The organism is Amycolatopsis sp. NPDC004169 (assembly GCF_040610315.1).
In the GTDB taxonomy this organism is placed as follows: Bacteria; Actinomycetota; Actinomycetes; order Mycobacteriales; family Pseudonocardiaceae; genus Amycolatopsis.
This window is the reverse complement of the sequence record NZ_JBEXMD010000007.1, coordinates 12,777-31,868: the sequence shown is the minus strand read 5'-3', so window position 1 is coordinate 31,868 and position 19,092 is coordinate 12,777. Positions and strand designations below refer to the sequence as shown.

The window sequence follows — 19,092 nt, the reverse complement described above, 5'->3', positions numbered from 1 at the left end:
CGTTGGCGGCGCTGTCGATGCGCAAGGTCGCCGCCGCGGCCGGCGTCGAGGCGATGTCGCTGTACAACCACGTCGAGAACAAGGGCGACCTGCTGGACGGGCTCACCGCCCGGGTCTTCGAGGAGGTGCCCCTGCCGGATCCCGCGTCGCCGTGGGACGCGCGGCTCCGGCAGCTGGCCGAAGGACTGCACGCGAGCTTCACGCGGCATCCGGTCGTCGTGCGGGCGCTGGCGGCGCAGGACGCGAACCCGCGCTCGGCCGGGGCGTTGCGGGTGATCGACGCCATCCTCCGCGCCCTGCTCGACGCGGGCCTGGCCGAGCAGGCCGCGGCGCGTGCTTACCGGTCGCTGCTGGGGATGCTGTTCGGCTCGGTGCTCACCGGCACGGCCGGGACCGGCACCCCGGCGGTCCGGGCCGAACCCGTGGTGGCGTACTTCCGGCGGATGGCCACCGCGGCGGAACTGCCGAGCCTGCGCCGGGTGCTGCCCGCGTTGGAGGCCGGTGACTGCGTGCAGGACTTCGAGTACCAGCTCGACCTGCTGATCGGCGGGCTGCGGCCGGCGTGAGGCTCAGACGGCGGCGAGCCGGCGGAAGCGGCTGCCGTGGAAGACCAGCGGCGGGGTTCCGCCGGTGCGCAGGCGGTGGATCTCCAGCAGGGCGATCACGTGGTCGCCGGCCGGGACTTCGTCGTGCAGGGAGCACTCCAGCCAGGCGCTCGATCCGGTGATGAACACGCTGTCGTCCGGGCCGGGCTCCCAGCCGACGTCGCGGAAGCGGTCGCCGTGGCGGGCGGAGAGGCTGAGGCAGGCGTCGTCCTGTCCTTCGGCGAGGACGCTGAGGCCCAGCCGCGGCCGGTCCCGCAGGAGCGGCCAGGTCGACGACGTCCGCTGGATGCAGATCGACACCAGTGGCGGCGCCAGCGAGACCGACGTGAACGAGCTGGCGGCCAGCCCGCGTGGTGTGCCGTCGACGAGGGCGCACACCGCGGTGACGCCGGAGGGGAAGCAGCCGAAGGCTTCGCGCAGGTGGCTCTCGGACGTCACGGACTGGAGGTCGATCATCAGCGTCCTTTCCGAAGCGGGGGATGCAGGGCCCGCACGCGCGGGGCCGGGCCGGTGAAGCGTTCGACGTCGACCGCGGCGTGCTGACCGGCGCAGCCCTGCGAAAGCCGTGACGACGGGATGTCGGCCGTCAGGACGTTCGGGTTGCCGTGCGCGCACAGCGGGCCGGTGGGGTGGTCCTCGACCGGGTCGAACCAGGCGCCGGTCGGGAGCTGGACGACGCCGGGGCGGAGGGCGTCGTCGAGGACCGCGCCCGCCAGGCAGGCGCCCCGCGTGTTGAACACCCGGACGACGTCGCCGGTCGTGATGCCGCGGGCCGCCGCGTCGGCCGGGTTGAGGCGGATTCGCTCGCGACCGGCGACCTTGCCCGCGCTGCTGACGTCACCGGCGTCGAGCTGGCTGTGCAGGCGGGTGTGCGGCTGGTTGGCGATCAGCCACAGCGGACCGGTCTCGGACGGCGGGAGCCAGACCGGGTGGCCGGGGCAGTCCGGGTAGCCGAACCCGGCGACGGTCGCCGACGTGATCTCGATGCGGCCGCTCGGCGTGCGCAGGGGATGCGCGACCGGGTCGGCGCGGAAGTCCGCGAACAGCGTGTGGTGCTCGCGGCCGGGCGGCAGCCGCAGTTCGCCGTCGGCCCAGAACTGTTCGAACGCCGGTTCTTCGCGCCAGGAGCAGTACAGGTGCTCCAGCCAATCCCGCGCGGAACGGCCTTCGGTGAACACCTCGGCGACGCCGAGCCGGGCCGCCAGAGCCGCGAAGATCGCGTAGTCGTCGCGCGCTTCTCCCGCGGGAGGCGCGATCCGGTGCATCGCGATCAGGTGGGTGTCACGGCGGCCGGACCCGAGGTCTTCCCGCTCCAGCGCCGTGGTCACGGGCAGGACGATGTCGGCGTGCCGCGCGGTCGCCGTCCAGTGTGGTTCGTGGACGACGATCGTGTCCGGGCGGGTGAACGCGCGGCGGAGGCGGTTGAGGTCCTGGTGGTGGTGGAACGGGTTGCCGCCGGCCCAGTAGACGAGCCGGGTGCCGGGGTAGCGGCGGACTTCGCCGTTGTAGTCGTACTCGCGACCCGGGTGCAGCAGCAGGTCCGCGATCCGCGCCACCGGGATGAACTCGCGCACCGGGTTCTCGCCCTGCGGTAGGTACGGCACGCGCAGCTCGGGTCCGGTGTCGCCGACGTCGCCCATCGAGCCGTAGCCGTGCCCGAACCCGCCGCCCGGCAGCCCGATCTGGCCCAGCATCGCCGCCAGCGCGATACCCGCCCAGACCGGTTGCTCGCCGTGTTCGGTGCGCTGCAAGGACCACGTCACCGTGATCAGCGTCCGGTGCGCGGCCATCTCGCGCGCGAGCGCGACGATGTCGGCGGCGGGGACGCCGGTGATCCCGGCCGCCCACTCCGGGTCCTTGTCGCGCAGGTACCGCTCGAACTCCGGGAAGCCGACGCAGTAGCGCGCGAGGAATTCCTCGTCGTGCAACCCTTCGGCGACGAGCGTGTGCGCCAGCGCGAGCATCAGCGCGGTGTCGGTGGCGGGCCGGACCGGGTACCACCGGGCGTCCACTGTGGACGGCAGGTCGTCGCGCAGCGGGCTGACGAGCGCGACCCGGGCCCGCAGCCGCGCGAGGTGCCCCGGCGTGCCGTGCACGGTGACCCCGCCGGGCGTGACGAACACGTTCTTCTCCGGCACGCCGCCGAAGGCGACGATCAGCTCGGTGTGCTCGGCGATCGTCGGCCAGGTCGACGCCTGGCGCAGCACCGCGTGCGTGTCGCCGACGACGTGCGGCAGCAGCACCGACGACGTCCCGTTGCTGTAGGTGTTCCGCGATCCGGTGAAGCCGCCGATCGTGTTCAGGAACCGGTGCAGCTGGCTCTGGGCGTGGTGGAACCGCCCGGCGCTCGCCCAGCCGTACGAGCCGCCGAAGATCGCCTGGTTGCCGTGCTCGGTCCGGACCCGGTCCAGTTCGGCGGCGAGGCGGTCGAGGACGTCGTCCCAGTGCACCTCGACGAACTCGTCGCGGCCGCGGCGGTCGTCCGGGCCGGGGCCGTCCTCGAGCCAGCCGCGGCGGACCGCCGGCCGGGCCACCCGGCTCGGGTGGTCCAGCGCGGCGGCCAGGTTGCCCAGCAACGGCGACGGCGCCGGATCGGCCGGGTGCGGCTCGACGCGCAGCCGGCCGTCGGCGTCGACCTCGGCGGAGAAGGCACCCCAGTGCGACGTGCTCGGTTTCATGCGCCGACGGTAGCCGCGTCCGCGCGCTCCCGGACCAGCTTCACGAGGGTGCCGTAGTCGCGGGCGTCGGCCAGCGGCGAGAACCCGCGGATCAGCAGCGTGCCGACGCCGAGCCGGACGTAGTCCAGCAGCGAGTCCGCGACCTGCTCGTAGCTGCCGACCAGCGCGGTCGAGTTCCCGGCGGCCCCGGTCGTCTTCGCCACCGCCGTCCACAGCCGCTCGTCCACCACCTCGCCGGTGGCCGCCGCCTCCAGGAGCCGCCGGGAGCCGACGGCCTCGCTCGAATCGCGACGGCCCTTGAACTCGCCGACGCGGTCCTGGGTGAGCCGCAGGATCTCCCGCGCCCGCTCCCACGCCTCGGCCTCAGTGGCCGCCGGGATCGGCCGCAGGCTGACGCTGAACGCGATGTCCCGGCCGGCGGCCGCGCGGACCTGCTCGATGCGCTCGGCGATCCCGGCCAGTGGCTCGCCCCAGAACGCGTAGACGTCGGCGTGCTTGGCGCCGACCCGGATGGCGTCGGCGGACGCGCCGCCGAAGTACACCGGGATCCCGGCGGCCGGGCGGACGTCGGAGAGCCCGCCGCGGACCCGGTAGAACTCGCCTTCGTGGTCGAACGGCGCGGCCGAGTCCCACGTCCGGCGGACCACGGTCAGGAAGTCGTCCGTGCGGCGGTAGCGGGTGGGCTTGTCGGTGAAGTCGCCGTCGCGGGCCTGGTCGGCGTCGTCGCCGCCGGTGATCACGTGCAGCGCGACCCGGCCGGGGTGGAACGCGTCGAGGGTGGCGAACTTGCGGGCCAGCTGGGTGGGCGCGACGAACCCGGGGCGGTGGGCGAGCAGCACGCCGAGCCGCTCGGTGGCCGCGAGCACCTGGTCGGCGAGCACGAACCCGTCCGGGCTGCTCGCCGACTGGGCGATCAGCACCCGGTCGAACCCGGCCTCTTCGTGGGTGCGGGCGACCTCGCGCAGGTAGCCGGGCTGGATGACCGGGCCTTCCGGCGCGATGATCTCGCTGGCCTGGCGGCCGGCGGCGTAACCGATGAATTCGAGTGTCACGGGGTCTCCTGTCCCAGGGCGCGGGCGGCGGCGAAGATGTCGCTCATCCGCCAGCTTTCGTTGGTGTGGGTGCGGCGGGCCCGGCCCCAGCCGGAGTCGCGCCGGTACTGCGCGGGCCAGTCGCCCGCCCGGACGGCGGTTTCGTCGACGGCCACGGAGTGGCGGCAGTCCGGGTCGACGAACAGCGCGTCGACCGGGCAGTACAGCTCGCAGAGGAAGCACGTCTGGCAGTCGCTCTGGCGGGCGATGACGGGCGGGGCGTCCGGGACGGCGTCGAAGACGTCGGTGGGGCACACCCGCACGCACTTGTCGCAGGCGATGCAGCGGTCGGCGAGGACGAGTTCGATCACGCGGCGGCCTCCTGCCGATCCGTGCGCCAGTGCATGCCGAGGGATTCCCGCCGCCGCAGCGCCGCCTCCTTGACCCAGCGGCCCATGGCCACCAGTGACGCGGTCTCCCGCGCGGTCACGGCGTCGCGGCCGGTGCCGGTCAAGCCCGCCTCGACGTCCGTCCAGAGGGAATCCAGGAGGGCCAGGGACCGGCGGAGACCGGCCTCGTCCCGGAACATGTTCTTGTCGTAGGCGTTCAGCTCCTCCCGGACCACGTCGATCACCGCGGTCGTGTCCACTGTGGCCGGTCGGCCGCCCGGCCGGATCCCGGCCCGCCCGATCGGCCGCACCGGCGAGGCTTTCGTGCCGCGGGCGTACCGGACCGCCGCGCGCCCGGCCCAGGTGCCCGACGAGACCGCCCACGCCGAGTTCGGCGAGCCGCCGCCGGAGATCGCCCCCACGACCGGGACCCGGCTGGCGACGTCCCCGGCGGCGAAGAGCCCGGGCACGTCCGTGGCGCAGTCCGGGGCCACGACCAGGCCGCCGACCCCGCGGATGGTGCCTTCGCCGAGCAGGGTGACTTCGAACCGGTCGGTGTACGGGTCGATCCCGCGGCGGGTGAACGGCAGCAGGAAGTTGGGCTGGACCACCGGCATCTTCCGGCGCACCCAGTCCGGTGCCCGGTCCAGGGTGGTGAACACCGGGCCGCGCAGCATCGCCGCACCGAGCACGCGGTTGCGGTCCGGGCCGGACGGCAGCTCGATGACCCGGCCGTCGGCGTCGGTGTAGGTGCCGAACAGGTACGTCATCGACCGCGCCATCGTCGAATACGCCGGGGCGAGGGTGTAGTAGTTCGAGAACTCCATGCCCGACAGCCGCGCTCCGGCTTCGACGGCCATCAGGTGGCCGTCGCCGGTGTTGCCGCGCGAGCCGAGCAGGTGCGAGCGGAACGCCGTGCCGCCGGTGGCCAGCACGACCGCACCCGCCTGCACCTGCCAGTTCCCGCCCGCCTGCCGCCGGACCCCGGCCGCGCCGCCGGCGGAACCGTCCGGGCGCAGCAGCAGTTCCAGCGCCGGGTGGTGGTCGAGGATCCGGACCCCGGCGCGGTGCACCAGGCCCCGCATCGCCCGCAGGTACTCCGGCCCGCGCACGTTGTTCGTCCGGTCGGGCTCGCCGTCGCGCACCGGGAACGGGTAGTACCGGTCCAGCGTGGGCAGCCGCTCCCACGTCGTGCGCAGCACCCGCAGCGCCTGTTCGGGATCGGCGAGGCCGCCGGCGTGCGCGTGCCGCTCGGCCACCGCGCGCTCGTGGTCCCGCGGTTCGACGAACCAGTGCGTGACCCCGGCCGTGGCGGTGACGCCGCTGGTGCCGCAGTAGCCCTTGTCCACCAGCACCACGTCCCCGCCGGCCTGGGCCGCGGCCAAGGCGGTCCAGGTCGCGGCGAGGCCGCCGCCGATGACCAGCACGTCGGCCTTCACCGGGACTCCGCCAGTTCGGCGACCCCCAGCTCGGCCAGCAGCCGGTGCCGCAGCTCGTCGAACTCCGGGTTGCGGCGGCTGCGTTCGCCGTCGAAGGCGACGCGGTGCTCGGCCGCGAGCCGGCCGGAGCGCATCGCGACCACGCGGTCGGCGAGCAGGATGGCCTCGTCGACGTCGTGGGTGACCAGCAGGACCGCCGGGCGGTGCGCGTCGACGAGCTGCCGGACCAGTGCGTGCATCTTGATCCGGGTGAGCGCGTCGAGGGCGGCGAACGGCTCGTCGAGCAGCAGGAGCCGCGGTTCGCGCACCAGCGCCCTGGCGAGGGCGACGCGCTGGGCCTCGCCGCCCGACAGCGTGACCGGCCAGGCGTCGAGGTGCCCGGCCAGGCCGACCTCGGTCAGCGCGCGGGCCGCGGCCTCGCGGGGCAGGCCGACGGCGACGTTCTGCCACACCCGCCGCCACGGCAGCAGCCGGTGCTCCTGGAACACGACCATCCGCTCGGCCGGCGCCGCCAGCTCGCCGCCGTCGGGCGTGTCGAGCCCGGCGAGCAGCCGCAGCAACGTCGTCTTGCCGCAGCCGCTTTCCCCGATGAGCGCGACGAACTCGCCGGGCGCGATGTCGAGGTCGAGCCCGTCCAGGACGGTCCGCGGCCCGAAGCTCTTGGTCAGCGCGCGCACGCGCACGGCGGTGGTCACAGCTTGACCGCGTGGTCGGCGATGGTGATCGGGCCGCTGAGCACCTTGCGCTTGGCGAGCCAGTCGGCCCCGCGCTGGAGCTGCGCGATCCCGTCGTCGTCGATCAGGGCCAGTTTCGTCCGGACGTTCTTGGCGGCCATCTTGTCCAGCACCGCCTGCGGGTAGTGCGAAACGGCGTTGCCGATGTCCAGGGACTCCTTGTAGTGCTGGTTCTGCCACTCGTAGTCGGCCTGGAACGCGGCGATCACCTTGCGGATCGTGTCGACGTTCTTCTCGGCGTAGTCGCGGCGGACCAGGTAGCTGGTGAAGTCGATCTGGAAGTCCAGCTCGTCGCCGTCGACGAAGATGGGCTTGGCGCCGTACTGGACCTCGGCGATCTCGCGGAAGCCCTGCCAGATGGCCCAGGCGTCGATCTTCCCGGCCCCGAACGCGGCGGACGCCTCGGGCGGGTTGAGGTAGGTGACCTTCACCGACTCGCGCGGTACCTGGTACTTCTCCAGCGCGGCGACCAGCAGGAACTCGCCGAGCCCCGCCTTGTTGACCGCGACGGTCTTGCCCACCAGGTCGGTGACCTTCTCGATGCCGGTGTGTGCCCCGGCGACGATGGCGGTGGTCCGCGGGGTGGACGCCGCCCAGGCGACGTAGACGAGGTCGGCACCCGAGAGGATCGCCTGGTCGGCCGGGGTGGTGCTGCCGCCGAAGCTGAAGTCGGCGGTGCCGCCGACGACCGCCTGCAGCGTCGGCGCGTGGTTGGGGAACGGACCCACCCACTCGACGGCGATGCCCTGGTCCTCGAGCGTCTTCTCGAGCACGCCACGGGCCTTCGGGACGGAGATCGTGCTGTAGGTCAGCCGGACCTTGCCCTGGGTGGCGCCCCCGGCCGAGCCGGTGGCGCACGCGGCGAGCGGGGCGGCGAGGGCGGTGAGCCCGGCTGCGGTCAGGAACGTGCGGCGGGAGAGTGTCATGGCGGTTCCTCAGGCGGTCAGGCGGTCAGGCGGGCGTAGGTGGGGTGCCAGCGCAGCAGCCGGCGTTCGAGGAGACGGGTGACGAGGTCGCAGAGGATCCCGATCACGGCGTAGATGAGCACGACGAGCACGATCACGTCGGTCTGCAGGAACTCGCGGGCGTTGGTGGCCATGAACCCGAGTCCCGCGTCGGCGCCGAGGGTTTCGGCGATGACGAGCGCGAGCCAGGCCGCCGTCAGCGACAGCCGCAGCCCGCCGAGGATCGAGGGCAGCGCACCCGGCAGGACCACCCAGCGGATCTGCGCGGCCCGGCCCAGACCGACGACGTCGGTCATCTCCAGCAGCTTCGGGTCGATCTGGCGGATGCCGAGCACGGTGGTCAGGTAGAGCGGGACGGCGGTGCCGAGCGCGATCAGGAAGATCTTCCCGGCCTCGCCGATCCCGAACCAGACGATCACCAGCGGCAGGATGGCCAGGAACGGCACCGCGCGGACCATCTGGATGCTGCGGTCCAGCAGCGCTTCGGCCACTTTGGACAGTCCGACCAGCAGGCCCAGCCCGAGCCCGAGACTCGCGCCGATGGCGAACCCGGTCGCCGACCGCTGCAGACTGGCCAGCAAGTTCGACGGCAGCTCGCCGTCGGCGACGAGGTCGCCCGCCTTGGCGAGCACGCTGCTCGGGGCCGGGAGCACCTGCTTGGGCAGGATCCCGGTCTGCGCCAGGAGTTCCCAGAGCGCGAGCACGGCGACCGGGGTCAGCCACGACACCGCGCGGTACGGGAACCGGAACGTGGCCGCGACGGGCCGGGCTGCGGCGCGCGTCATCGCGGATCGAGGCGTGCGTCGATGTAGTCGCTGAGCTTCTTCCCGTCCGGGAACAGCCCCTGCTGCACCCAGGTGTCGTAGGTCTTCTGCAGCTGGGCGGCGAGCGCGGCGTCGACCGGGATGCGCTGGTAGTTCGTCTCGTCCGGACGGACCTGCTTCGCGATCTCGATCGGCTGGTGCGCGAAGCCGGCGTACCACTTGTCGAAGGCGTCGGGGTTGTCCTTCGACCACGCGTAGCTCTTGTCGACGCGGCTCGCGAAGTCCTGGATGGCCGTCCGCTTCCGCGGATCTCCCAAGGCCTTGTCGGTGGCCGACAGCACGTTCAGACCGGAGTTGATGCCCGCGCCGTCGGACAGCACCCGCGCGCCCAGTTCGCCGCGCGCACGGGCCGCGTAGACGCTCCAGGTGGCCCAGGCGTCGATGCTGCCGGTCGAGAACGCGCCGTTCGCCTCGGACGGCGCGAGGAAGTTCAGGGTGACGTCCTTGTCGGTCAGCCCGGCCTGCTTCAGCGCCCCGATCACCAGGAAGTGCGCGACGCTGCCCCGGGTGGTGGGGGAGATCCGCTTGCCCTTGAGGTCGGCGACGGTGTGCGCGGGACTGTCCTTCGGCACCAGGAGGTAGGTGCCCTTGCCGCCGTTGCTCCAGGCCGCGGCGACCTTGATCTTGGAGCCGCCGGCGATCGCGGTCACCGTCGGCGAGTCGTTGGCGCCGCCGATGTCGACCGCGTCCGCGCGCAGGGCCTCGTGCAGGTTGACCGCCGCGGCGAACTGCGACCACTCGATCTTGTAGGGCAGGTTGTCGAGCAGCCCGGCGGCCTTGAGCCGGGACTGCGTGGCGCCGGTCTGGTCGCCCACCCGCAGCACCACCGGGCCGGAGGCGTCCGATGTGGACGATCCGCACGCGGTCAGGGTGGTGAGACCGAGCAGGGTGGCCACGAGCAGGGCGAGCCGGGGTTTCGAGGGCATGCGGAACTCCCCAATGCGGTGTCGGCCGCGGAGATTCGGTTGCGGCGCCGGGCTAAATGGTCACCGGCGTGTGTCTATTTTCCCCCGCGGCCGGGCGGAGTCAACGCTCCCGGGCGGGTTCCCACGAACCGGGAAGAGATCCACTGTGGACCGCCGCGGCACGCGCGGCGTCGAAGTATTCGCGCAGCGGACGCCAGCCGGGCACGACGAACCGGCCGCCCGGACCGGTGAAGGTCAGCGTCGGCAGGGCGTAGCGGACGTGGTGCTCGAGGTGCTTGGCCCGGCCGCTGTGCGGTCCGGGCGCGGTGATGTCGAGGACTTCCGGGCAGGGGTTGCGGGTTTCGCGCCAGTCGTCGCGGACGGCTTGCCGGACTTCGTCGCTCGCCATCGCCGCCCGCAGCGCGGGGAGGTCGAGGCCCGGCACGCCCGCGACGGCGGCGAGCACCCGCTCGGTGTCGTCGGCGGGCGTGCCGTGCACGAACGTGGTCTCCCGCAGCCGGGTCAGCACCAGGTCGGCGACGGTTTCCCCCTGTGACTCCGCGGCTTTCGCGGCCAGCGACGCCGGCCAGCTCGTGCGGGCCACCCAGGCCAGGTGCGGTGGCTTGGGTGCCCCGGTGTGCTCGGTGACGCCGTCGATGAACTTCGCGTACCAGGCGGCTTCGGCGGCCGGGTCGGGTGCCGGGTCCTCGTCGTCGTCGAAGAGGATGCCGAACACCCGGCGCCACCGGACGTCCGGCAGTTCCGCCCGCAGGAGGCGGAACTTCGGTTCCGACCCCCACGCCCACGGGCACGCGGGATCGGTGTACTCGACGACTTCGAGCGGCACGGCTCAGTCCTCGGGGACGTCGACCGGGGACCAGAGGCTGGGCAGGTTGACCACGATGCCTTCCTGGCTGCTGCGCGCGATGATCACGACCGCCTCTTCGTCGGTCGGGTTCTCTTCGCGGTGCGGCACGTACGGCGGCACGAAGATGTAGTCGCCCGGCCCGGTTTCGATCCGGATCTCCTCCTCGCCGTCGGCGAAGACGAACACCGGGTGGCCGGACTTGACGTAGATGGCCGTCTCCGCCTCGCCGTGGTGGTGGTCGCCCGAGTTGGTCACCGGCGCGACGTGCGTCTCGCCCATCCAGACCTTCGACGACCCGACCGTCTTGCCGGAGATCGCCTCCAGGCGGGTCATGCCGGTCGTCTGGTTCGTGTCGCCGGTGAGGTCGGCGCCGCGGATGTGCCGCAGGGGCTGGTGCCAGAGGTCGCTCACGCGAAGTCCTTTCAGGTGGCGACGCGGGCGGGCGCCGCGCCGTCGAGCAGGTCGGCGATGGTCGTGGCGCGCAGCAGCGCGTCGAGCCCGGCCTCGAGGCCGGACCAGAACGGCGTGAGCCCGGCGGCCGTGCCGTGGTAGGCCAGCGCCGGGCGGGGTTCGCCGCGGACGGAGAGGAACTCGCCGTCGACCGCCACCACGGCGTCCCGCACGGTCACCTCGCCGGCCGCCCTGGCCAGCCAGTAGCCGCCTTCGCAGCCGCGCTGGCTGCGGACCAGCCCCGCCTGGCGCAGGTCCCGCATGACCGCCTTGATGAACCGGGCGGGGATGTCCTGGGTGGAGGCGACGGCTTCGCAGGTGATCGGCCGCGAGGTGTCCGCGGCGAGCTCCAGCAGCACCCTGATCGCGTAGTCCGCCCTGGCCGAGATGCGCATGCCCGCCATCATCCCCGGACCAGCAGCGGCCCGCGCGTCCCGGCGCGCAGCCACTCCAGGAACTGGACGATCTCGGCGGCCACGCTGCGGTGGGCGACGTCGTTGAGGACGTCGTGCCTGCCGCCCTCGATCAGCGCGAACCGGCCGGCCGGGAGCATCTCGGCGAACGCGCGCGCGGCCTTCGGGTCCGCGACCCGGTCCGCGCTGCCGTGCAGGACGAGCACCGGGGTGCGGGGGAGCACCGCCGGGACGCCGGCCGGGTCGGTGAGCACGGCGCCGCGCCGGAGGCGGTCGTCGGCCTCGAGCAGTGTCCGGTGGACCGGGCAGGCCGTCCGCGCGTCGAGCTCGCTTTCCCACGAGGAGTCGTCGACGTGCTCGGCCGACAGCGGCAGACCGGCGGCGACGACCGCGTGCACCGGCAGCTCGGCGGCGAGGGCGAGGGCGGCGAGGCCGCCGGTGTCACTGCCGAGCAGGACCACCGGCACCGGGGTGCCGCGGAGCTCGCCCGCGGCGTCGTCCGGAGCGGCCACGGCGACGACCCGGTAGCCGTCGAAGGCCAGCCGGGTGCCCAGCCGGGCGTAGAGCCCGGGGTGCTCGCCCCGGCCGGGCAGGAGCACGACCGTGCCGCGCACCGCCACGCCCTCCGGCGGGGCCCAGCGGGCGGCCGCGGCGGGAGCGCGGGTCATACGGCGGCCGCCGTGGCCGGCTGCCGCTCGCGGCGGGCCAGCTCGGAGCGCACGAGCGGCAGCAGGTGCCTGCCGTAGTCGATCGCGTCGTCGAGCGGGTCGTAGCCGCGGATCAGCAGCGTGGTGACACCGATGTCGACGTAGTCCAGCAGGGCCCTGGCCACCGTCTCGGGGGTGCCGACCAGCGCGGTGGAGTTGCCCGCGGCACCGGTGGCCGTGGCCAGGGGTGTCCACAGTGCACGGTCGTGGCGATCGGCCTTCGCCGCCGCGGCCAGCAGCCGGACGCTGCCGACGTTGGTGGGCGCGCCGCCGTCGCGCCACTCGCGAGCGGCCTTGGCCGCGCCGGACGCGGTGATCTTGTCGAGGATCCGCTCGGCCCGTTCCCAGGCCAGTTCCTCGGTCGGGCCCAGGATGGGCCGGAAGGACACGCTGATCCGCGGCGGGGTCGGCCGTCCGGCCGCCTTCGCCGCCGCCCGGACGGAGGCGATCTGCTCCGCGGTCTCCTTCAGCGGTTCGCCCCAGAGCGCGAACACGTCGGCGTGCTCGCCGCCGACCCGGTAGGCCGCCTCCGAGGAACCGCCGAAGTACAGCGGGATCCGCGGGTTCTGCAGCGGCCGCACCTGCGGGGTGTAGTCGTCGAGCCGGTAGTGCTTGCCGTGGTGGGAAAACGCGGATCCGGACGTCCAGGCGCGCTTGAGGATCTCCAGGTACTCGCCGGTGCGCTCGTAGCGCTCGCCCTTGGGCAGGTAGTCGCCGTCGCGGGCCTGCTCGACGTCGCTGCCGCCGGTGATGGTGTGCACGGCGACCCGGCCGCCGCTGAAGTGGTCGAGGGTGGCGAACGCGCGGGCGGCCAGCGTCGGCGCGACGAACCCGGGGCGGTGGGCTACGAGCAGGCCGAGGCGCTCGGTGTGCGCAGCCGCGTAGGCGGCGACCTGCTGGCCCTCCGGCCAGCCCGCGCCGTAGCCGATGAGCACGCGGTCGAACCCGCCGTCCTCGTGCGCCCTGGCGAACCGGCGGACGTAGGCGGGGTCGATGACCGGGCCTCTGGCGGGCCGGGTTTCGCTCGCGTCCTGGGTGCCGATCATGCCGACGAACTCGACGGGCATCTGCTTTTCCTTTCGCCGCAGCAAAACGCTTCTCCAGCGAACGACACGGGCGGCCGCACTGTCAATTGGGCATCTCCGGGTGTCCAATTGGTGGACGGCGCTGGCTCCGGCCGCACCGGGCGGCTTATCGTCGCACCCGCTCGCCGACTCCCCGGGAGGATCCGTGACCACGAGCGTCGCCACCGTGCCGCAGCCCGACCTGGCCGCGTTGCCGTCGATCGTCAGCGCGCTGTCCGCACGGGCCGGCGAGCACGACCGCGAAGCGACGTTCCCGCACGAGGGTGTCGAGCTGGTCCACGCCGCCGGCTTGCTGACCACGACCGTGCACCCGCGCTACGGCGGTCCGGGCGCCGGCGTCCTCGACACCGCCCGGCTGCTTTCCGAGCTGGGGCGCGGGGATCCGTCGGTGGCGCTGGTCACCGCGATGACGCTGTTCGTCCACGCCGCGCAGGGCGCCGAGCCGTCCTGGCCCGACGAGGTCTACCGGCGCGTGCTCGCCGAATCCGCCGAGCGGCCGGTGCTGATCAACGCGTTGCGCGTCGAACCGGAGCTCGGCTCGCCGACCCGCGGCGGCCTGCCCGCGACGACCGCCCGCCGGACGGCGGACGGCTGGCGCCTGTCCGGACGCAAGATCTACTCGACCGGTTCGGTGGGCCTGCGGTGGATGGTCGTCTGGGCCCGCACCGACGAGCCGTCGCCGCGGGTGGGCGGGTTCCTGGTCCGGGCCGGCGCGCCGGGCATCGCGATCGAGCCGACCTGGGACCACCTCGGGCTGCGCGCCAGTGCTAGCCACGACGTCGTGTTCACCGACGTACCGGCGGAGGCGCCGCCCGGACTGTCCACACCGGACACCCAGCGGGCGCCGGTGCTTGCTTTTCCGCTGGCGCTGCCGTCGATCTACCTCGGTGTCGCGCGCAACGCGCTCGACTGGCTGACCGGGTTCCTGCGGGACCGCGTCCCCAGCGGGCTCGGCAAGCCACTGGCCACCCTGCCGCGGTTCCAGAGCGGGGTCGGGGAGATCGCGGCGCGGATCACCGGAGCGGAGGAGATCCTGTTCGGGATCGCCCGCCGGGCCGACGAGGGCGACCCGGCCGCGGCGGCGCAGGCGGGGGTGGCGAAGGTGCTCGCGACCAGGCTGCTCATCGAGGCGGTGGAACAGGCCGTCGCGCTGGCCGGGAACCCGGGGCTGACGCGGGCCAACCCGCTGCAGCGGCACTACCGCGACGTGCTGTGCAGCCGGGTGCACACCCCGCAGGACGACGCCGTGCTGACCGGGCTGGGCCGGTCCATCCTCGGTTGAACTCGGTGCCGCCTTCGCCGTTTCCCTCGGCCGCGTCGGTTCCGGCTTCGCCCTCGGCGCGCTCGCCGGTGTCCTGCTCGGCATCGTCTCCGGGCTGTCCCGCTGGGGCGAAGCCCTGGTCGACCCGCCGGTGCAGATGCTGCGGACGCTGCCGTTCCTCGGCCTGATCCCGCTGTTCATCCTGTGGTTCGGCATCGGCGAAGAGCTTCGACCAGTGCCGGGTCGGCGCCGCGGATTCCCGAGTGGACGTTGACCACGTGCCAGAGCCGCTCCGCCCGGCTGAACCCCAGCGCCCGTGACGCCCGCACCGACGTGGTGGTCGTCGGACTGGTCCTGTACGCGCTGCTCGGCCTGGTCACCGACGCGCTGGTCCGGCTGCTCGAACGGAAGGTGCTGCGGCGGCGAACCCGGTAGCCGGGAGCTGAACGCGATCGCGGCCTGAACTCCGGGCGGAGCTCAGAATTCGGACAACGTTGACACTTAACGTACGCCTGCTTACTTTCGGTGTATGGCAACGGGATGGAGTCTCACACGACCGTGGACGACGGCGCCGGTGAGCCGGAGCTGGTGTCGCTGAGCGTGACTCCGCGACCGATCCGTCCCGAGGAGCTCCCATGCGCCCCGTCGCCGCACGCTCGGCCGACCTGAACCGCCTGCTCGCCCAGGGTCCGTTCCCCGACGCGCTGCGGGCGGCCATCGGGGAGAGCGGGCTGTCGCTGGACCGCATCCGCCACCGCCTCGCACGGCGCGGTCTCACGGTCAGCGTTCCGACGCTGAGCCTCTGGCAGTCCGGACGGCGGCGCCCGGAGCGCGCCGAGTCACTGCGGGTGCTCGCGGGGCTGGAACAACTGCTCGACCTGCCGTCCGGCTCGCTGGGCACGTTGCTGGGGCCGCCACGGCCGCGGCGGCACGGCCGGCTGGTCGTGCTCAGCCAGCACGACCGCGCGGAAATCGACGAGCGCGGCCGGCTCGCCGCCGTGCGCGTCCGGGTGGTGCTGCGTGCCGTCGAGGCCGGGTCGGAGCGCTGGCCGGTGCGGTGGGACCTGCCACCCGGCGTGACGCCGAAGATCGTCGCGGACCGCAACTGCCGCGTCGGCAGCGTCGGGCACGACCTCGACCGCAGCCTGCTGACCGCGGACCTCGTGCTGGACGCCGCACCCGCCCCCGGGGAGTCCGTCATCGTCGAATACGGGGCGACGTTCCCGGCCCGGCCGGCCGCGCACGAGTTCCTGCGCGTCTTCGACCACCCGGTCCGCGACTACCTGCTGGAGGCCCGCTTCGCCGAGCTGCCGGCGCGGTGCGTGCGGCTGCCCGGCGACGGCGCTGTCCGTGAGCTGTGGCCGGACTCCGGCGGGACCGTGCACGTCGCCGAAGCCGACGCCGCCGGCCGGGTCGGGATCCGGTGGGAACCGTGAAACGCAAGCGGGGCCCCGGCGCGCTCGCCGGGGCCCCGCCCTCCTTTCCGGTGCGGCGTCAGGGTGCGATGTAGAGGGTCCGGTTCGGGGTGCCGCTGCCCGGGTTCTTGACCAGGTTCGGCGTCGCCGCGGCGATCAGCGCCTGGCTGACCTGCGCCGCGGTGGCGGTGGTGTGCGTGGCGAGGTAGATCGCCGCGGCGCCGGCGACGTGCGGCGACGCGAACGACGTGCCGTTGCCGGTGTAGCTGGCGGTGTCGTTGGTGTTCCAGGCCGAGGTGATGCCGACGCCGGGGGCGAACAGGTCGACACCGGCACCGTAGTTGGAGAAGGACGCGCGGGTGTCGGTCTTGTCCGCGGCGGCGACGGTGATGGCTTCGGCGACGCGGGCGGGCGACGAGGTCGAGGCGTTGGCGTTGGAGTTGCCCGCGGCGACGGCCCAGGTGATGCCCGAGTTGACGGAGTTCCGGACCGCCGTGTCGAGGGCGGACGACACCCCGCCACCCAGGCTGGCGTTGGCCACGGCGGGCTTCTTGGCGTTGGAGGTGATCCAGTTGACGCCGGCGATCACGCCGGAGATCGTGCCGCTGCCGTCGGAGCCGAGCACCCGCACCGGGTACAGCTGAGCGCCCTTCGCGACCCCGTACTGCGAACCGGCGATCGTCGCGGCCACGTGCGTGCCGTGCCCGTAGCCGTCGTCGGCGTTCGTGTCGTTGTCGACGAAGTCGTAGCCCTGGTGCACGCGCCCGCCGAACGTCTGGTGCGTCGCGCGGATGCCGGTGTCGAGCACGTAGACGTTCACGTTCGACGCCGTGGTGGTGTAGGAGTACTGGTTGTTCAGCGGTAGGTTCCGCTGGTCGACCCGGTCCAGGCCCCACGACGGCGGGTTCTGCTGGACGGCTTCGGCGTGGACGGTCTTGTCCTGTTCGACGAAGGCCACCGCGTTGTCGGCGGCGAGGCGCTTGGCGTGTTTCTCGTCCAGGCGTACGGAGAACCCGGCGAGGTTCTGCGTGTAGACCCGCCCGACGGTCCCGCTGTACCGCCGGGCGAGGTCGCCGCTGTTCGTGTTCTTGGCGCTGTCCTTCAGCACGACGATGTAGCTGCCGTCGACGGTCCCGGCATCGGCGGTGCCGAGCACGACGCCTTCGGCGGCCTGGGCGGGGGTGACACCGGTGAAGACGACCGCCGCCGCCACGGCGACCGCGGCTCCGGTGAGTCTCGCTGCTCGCATTTCCTGCTCCTCGGGGGAAGGGGACGTTCGCCACCGAAGTTAGGCCCGCGCGTGTTTTCTCGGCAGGAGCGGGTTTTTGCGTTTTTGCGCCGGTTTTGCGGCGCTGTGGCGGCGGGTTTCCGCCCTACGAAAGGAGGTTCCCGCGAGGTGGACAGCGGTTGACGACGTTCGGTCCTTGCGGTGCCGGGCTCACCGGGCTGTGGCGGCGTGCACCGCGTCGGCGACGCCCATCAGCGTGGCGATCGGGTCGTCGCCGAGGGGGAAGACGCCGATCTGGTCGGCGCCCGCGTCCCGGTGGGCGAGCAGCCGGTCTGCCACCGTCGCCGGCTCTCCGTGGGCGACGAGGTCGTCGATGAGGCGGTCGCTGCCCGCGTCCGCGAGGTCGTCGTCGGTGTAGCCGAGGCGCCGCAGGTTGTTGGCGTAGTTGGTGACGCCCAGCGCCAACCCCGGTGGGGCGGACCGGGCGATCGCGCGGGCGCGTCCGGCGTCCGGCTCGATGAGGGCGAAGTGCCCGGGCAGCAGCAGCCTTCCCGGCCCGAGGATCGCCCGCGCCCGCCGGGTGTGCTCGGTGGTGGTCATGCCGGGGATGGTGCCCGCCACGCGGTCGCGGGCCAGGCGCAGCATCCTCGGCCCGAGCGCGGCCACCACGGTCCGGCCGGACGGCACACCGGCACCGGCGAGCCGGTCCAGGTAGGACACCAGCGTGTCGTACGGCGAAGCGTATTCGGCGTGGACTTCGCGGTGCCCGATGCCGACGCCGAGCAGGAACCGGCCGGGGTGGCGGGCTTCGATGCGGTGGTGGGAGGCGGCGACGGTGTCCGCGTCGGCGGTCCAGGCGTTCACGATGCTGGTGCCGAGTACCAGCCGGGTGGTCGCGTCGAGCAGCTTCTCCGCGAGGCCGAGGTCGGCGGGCGGCGAGGCATCCAGCCACAGGGTGCCGTAGCCGGCCCGCTCGACTTGCGCCGCGGCGGCCGGATTCACTTCGTGCTCGCGCAGGTGGGCGCCCAAGAGGCCGAGATCGATGGTCATGGGCCGACTCCAGCACGGCGGCGCGCCGCGAACCAGAGCCGGCGTGCACGCGCAGCGATAACCTGGAGGCATCGTCGCAGGGGAGGGCCGGTGGAACTACGGGCGTTGCGGTACTTCGTCACGGTCGCCGACGAGCTGCACTTCGGCCGCGCGGCCGAGCGGCTGCACATCGCCCAGCCCGCGGTCAGCAGGCAGATCGCCCGGCTGGAGCGCGAACTCGGGGTGCGGCTGTTCGACCGGTCGCCGCGGCGCGTCCGGCTCACCGCGGACGGCCTGCGGGTGCTGGACGCGGCGCGGGAGGCGCTGGCCGCCGCCGACCGGGTGCGGGTCGCGGCGAGCCCGCGGGCGGGGGTGATGCGCATCGGGACCGGCACCGGCCAGTTCACCGCCCGGCTGGAACGCGGGATCGACGCGTTGCGCGAACGGGCTCCGGGATTCGACGTCGTGCTCGTCGACCTGCCGCTGCCCGCGCGCCTGAACGCGCTGCGGCAGGGGGAGCTCGACCTGGTGCTGGCGCGCGGGGTGCGGGCGGCGCCGGGGGTGCGGGTGCTGCCGACGTGGACGGAGTCCCTGTTCGCGGTCGTGTCCACGCGGCACCCCGCGGCCGGCCGCGAGGGCATCGGCGTGGCCGAGCTGGCCGGCGGGCCGTTCCGGATCTCCCAGGAGCACGACGGGTCCGTGGTGACCGCGTTGCGCGAGGCGGGGGTGCCGGTGCCGCCGGGGCACCGCGCGGGCACGGTCGCGGACACGCTCGTCGAGGTCGGCTCCGATCCGCGCAGCTGGACCGTGCTGCCCGCCGATCAGGTCGCCGAGCTCCGCCCCGGCCGCGTGCGGGCGATCCCGCTCGAACCGGCGACGACGATCACCGGCAGCGTCGTCGTCCCGGACGACCTCCCGCCCCCGTGCGTCGCGGCCCACCGGGCGGCCTTCCGGTGACCGGCACCGCGGTCCGCCTGGCCGCCCCGACGAGGTCCACACCCCGGCGGGCTTCTCCGCGTGAATCGCTCGGCCGGCCCCCGACGCGTCCTGCACCTACCGGTGGATC

20 protein-coding genes and 1 pseudogene are annotated in these 19,092 nt (G+C 73.5%); 5 read left to right on the top strand and 16 right to left on the bottom strand.

The features are described from left to right. Nucleotides 1-17: 17 nt before the first annotated feature. Complete coding sequence (locus ABZX11_RS11280; RefSeq protein WP_254896729.1) at nt 18-566, top strand: TetR/AcrR family transcriptional regulator C-terminal domain-containing protein; 549 nt, start codon at nt 18-20, stop codon at nt 564-566. Between the two features lie 3 nt (nt 567-569). On the opposite strand, the gene ABZX11_RS11275 is transcribed toward ABZX11_RS11280, so the two are convergent. The 14 genes from ABZX11_RS11275 to ABZX11_RS11210 form a co-directional block, all read right to left on the bottom strand. After that, nucleotides 570-1,061 carry a flavin reductase family protein gene (locus tag ABZX11_RS11275; protein WP_176170436.1) on the bottom strand — a complete coding sequence of 164 codons (492 nt, stop codon included), beginning with the start codon at nt 1,059-1,061 and terminating at the stop codon, nt 570-572. Next, the gene (locus ABZX11_RS11270; RefSeq protein WP_354912112.1) at nt 1,061-3,283 is read right to left on the bottom strand and encodes a molybdopterin-dependent oxidoreductase; all 2,223 of its coding nucleotides are present in this window, start codon (nt 3,281-3,283) and stop codon (nt 1,061-1,063) included. The genes ABZX11_RS11275 and ABZX11_RS11270 overlap by 1 nt, the downstream gene beginning before the upstream one ends. Next, nucleotides 3,280-4,335, bottom strand: a complete 1,056-nt coding sequence (locus ABZX11_RS11265) for an LLM class flavin-dependent oxidoreductase (RefSeq protein ID WP_354912109.1) — start codon at nt 4,333-4,335, stop codon at nt 3,280-3,282. Before ABZX11_RS11265 ends, ABZX11_RS11270 begins: the two co-directional genes overlap by 4 nt. Then, nucleotides 4,332-4,685 carry a ferredoxin family protein gene (locus tag ABZX11_RS11260; protein ID WP_176170433.1) on the bottom strand — a complete coding sequence of 118 codons (354 nt, stop codon included), beginning with the start codon at nt 4,683-4,685 and terminating at the stop codon, nt 4,332-4,334. The genes ABZX11_RS11265 and ABZX11_RS11260 overlap by 4 nt, the downstream gene beginning before the upstream one ends. Further along, nucleotides 4,682-6,142: an FAD-binding protein gene (locus ABZX11_RS11255; protein ID WP_176170432.1), complete on the bottom strand. Its 1,461-nt coding sequence runs from the start codon at nt 6,140-6,142 to the stop codon at nt 4,682-4,684. Before ABZX11_RS11255 ends, ABZX11_RS11260 begins: the two co-directional genes overlap by 4 nt. Beyond that, the gene (locus tag ABZX11_RS11250; protein ID WP_176170431.1) at nt 6,139-6,837 is read right to left on the bottom strand and encodes an ABC transporter ATP-binding protein; all 699 of its coding nucleotides are present in this window, start codon (nt 6,835-6,837) and stop codon (nt 6,139-6,141) included. Before ABZX11_RS11250 ends, ABZX11_RS11255 begins: the two co-directional genes overlap by 4 nt. Further along, entirely contained in the window at nt 6,834-7,802 is a 969-nt protein-coding gene (locus tag ABZX11_RS11245; RefSeq protein ID WP_354912104.1) for an ABC transporter substrate-binding protein, read from the bottom strand. The genes ABZX11_RS11250 and ABZX11_RS11245 overlap by 4 nt, the downstream gene beginning before the upstream one ends. Before the next feature lie 17 nt (nt 7,803-7,819). Next, on the bottom strand, nt 7,820-8,626 hold the full coding sequence (locus ABZX11_RS11240; protein WP_176170429.1) for an ABC transporter permease subunit: 807 nt from the start codon (nt 8,624-8,626) through the stop codon (nt 7,820-7,822). Then, entirely contained in the window at nt 8,623-9,591 is a 969-nt protein-coding gene (locus tag ABZX11_RS11235; RefSeq protein ID WP_354912101.1) for an ABC transporter substrate-binding protein, read from the bottom strand. Before ABZX11_RS11235 ends, ABZX11_RS11240 begins: the two co-directional genes overlap by 4 nt. Before the next feature lie 100 nt (nt 9,592-9,691). Then, a complete protein-coding gene (locus ABZX11_RS11230; RefSeq protein WP_176170427.1) occupies nt 9,692-10,417 on the bottom strand; it encodes a DsbA family protein in 726 nt (241 codons plus the stop codon). Between the two features lie 3 nt (nt 10,418-10,420). Then, nucleotides 10,421-10,849 (bottom strand): cupin domain-containing protein, encoded by a 429-nt coding sequence (locus tag ABZX11_RS11225; RefSeq protein ID WP_176170426.1) that lies wholly within the window; start codon nt 10,847-10,849, stop codon nt 10,421-10,423. A gap of 11 nt (nt 10,850-10,860) precedes the next feature. Beyond that, nucleotides 10,861-11,283 (bottom strand): Rrf2 family transcriptional regulator, encoded by a 423-nt coding sequence (locus ABZX11_RS11220; RefSeq protein ID WP_176170425.1) that lies wholly within the window; start codon nt 11,281-11,283, stop codon nt 10,861-10,863. Nucleotides 11,284-11,291: 8 nt separating this feature from the next. Further along, nucleotides 11,292-11,969 carry an alpha/beta hydrolase gene (locus ABZX11_RS11215; protein WP_354912096.1) on the bottom strand — a complete coding sequence of 226 codons (678 nt, stop codon included), beginning with the start codon at nt 11,967-11,969 and terminating at the stop codon, nt 11,292-11,294. Further along, a complete protein-coding gene (locus ABZX11_RS11210) occupies nt 11,966-13,075 on the bottom strand; it encodes an LLM class flavin-dependent oxidoreductase (RefSeq protein WP_354912094.1) in 1,110 nt (369 codons plus the stop codon). The genes ABZX11_RS11215 and ABZX11_RS11210 overlap by 4 nt, the downstream gene beginning before the upstream one ends. Nucleotides 13,076-13,238: 163 nt before the next feature. On the opposite strand from ABZX11_RS11210, the gene ABZX11_RS11205 reads away from it, so the two are divergent. The 3 genes and pseudogenes from ABZX11_RS11205 to ABZX11_RS11195 all read left to right on the top strand — a co-directional run bounded on the left by ABZX11_RS11205 (nt 13,239) and on the right by ABZX11_RS11195 (nt 15,790). Continuing rightward, complete coding sequence (locus tag ABZX11_RS11205) at nt 13,239-14,375, top strand: acyl-CoA dehydrogenase family protein (protein WP_354912091.1); 1,137 nt, start codon at nt 13,239-13,241, stop codon at nt 14,373-14,375. Next, a pseudogene (locus ABZX11_RS11200) lies at nt 14,374-14,789 on the top strand (ABC transporter permease); the annotation flags it as partial. The gene ABZX11_RS11205 and the pseudogene ABZX11_RS11200, both read left to right, overlap by 2 nt. A 200-nt stretch (nt 14,790-14,989) precedes the next feature. Beyond that, entirely contained in the window at nt 14,990-15,790 is an 801-nt protein-coding gene (locus ABZX11_RS11195; RefSeq protein WP_354912088.1) for a hypothetical protein, read from the top strand. Between the two features lie 58 nt (nt 15,791-15,848). On the opposite strand, the gene ABZX11_RS11190 is transcribed toward ABZX11_RS11195, so the two are convergent. Together ABZX11_RS11190 and ABZX11_RS11185 are read right to left on the bottom strand one after the other, a co-directional pair. Next, a complete protein-coding gene (locus tag ABZX11_RS11190) occupies nt 15,849-17,018 on the bottom strand; it encodes a S8 family peptidase (protein ID WP_176170420.1) in 1,170 nt (389 codons plus the stop codon). A gap of 189 nt (nt 17,019-17,207) precedes the next feature. Continuing rightward, the gene (locus ABZX11_RS11185; protein WP_354912085.1) at nt 17,208-18,047 is read right to left on the bottom strand and encodes a TIGR03620 family F420-dependent LLM class oxidoreductase; all 840 of its coding nucleotides are present in this window, start codon (nt 18,045-18,047) and stop codon (nt 17,208-17,210) included. A 90-nt stretch (nt 18,048-18,137) separates the two neighbouring features. Here ABZX11_RS11185 and ABZX11_RS11180 point away from each other — a divergent pair, with 90 nt between their 5' ends. Next, nucleotides 18,138-18,983: a LysR family transcriptional regulator gene (locus ABZX11_RS11180; RefSeq protein WP_354912082.1), complete on the top strand. Its 846-nt coding sequence runs from the start codon at nt 18,138-18,140 to the stop codon at nt 18,981-18,983. Nucleotides 18,984-19,092 lie beyond the last annotated feature (109 nt).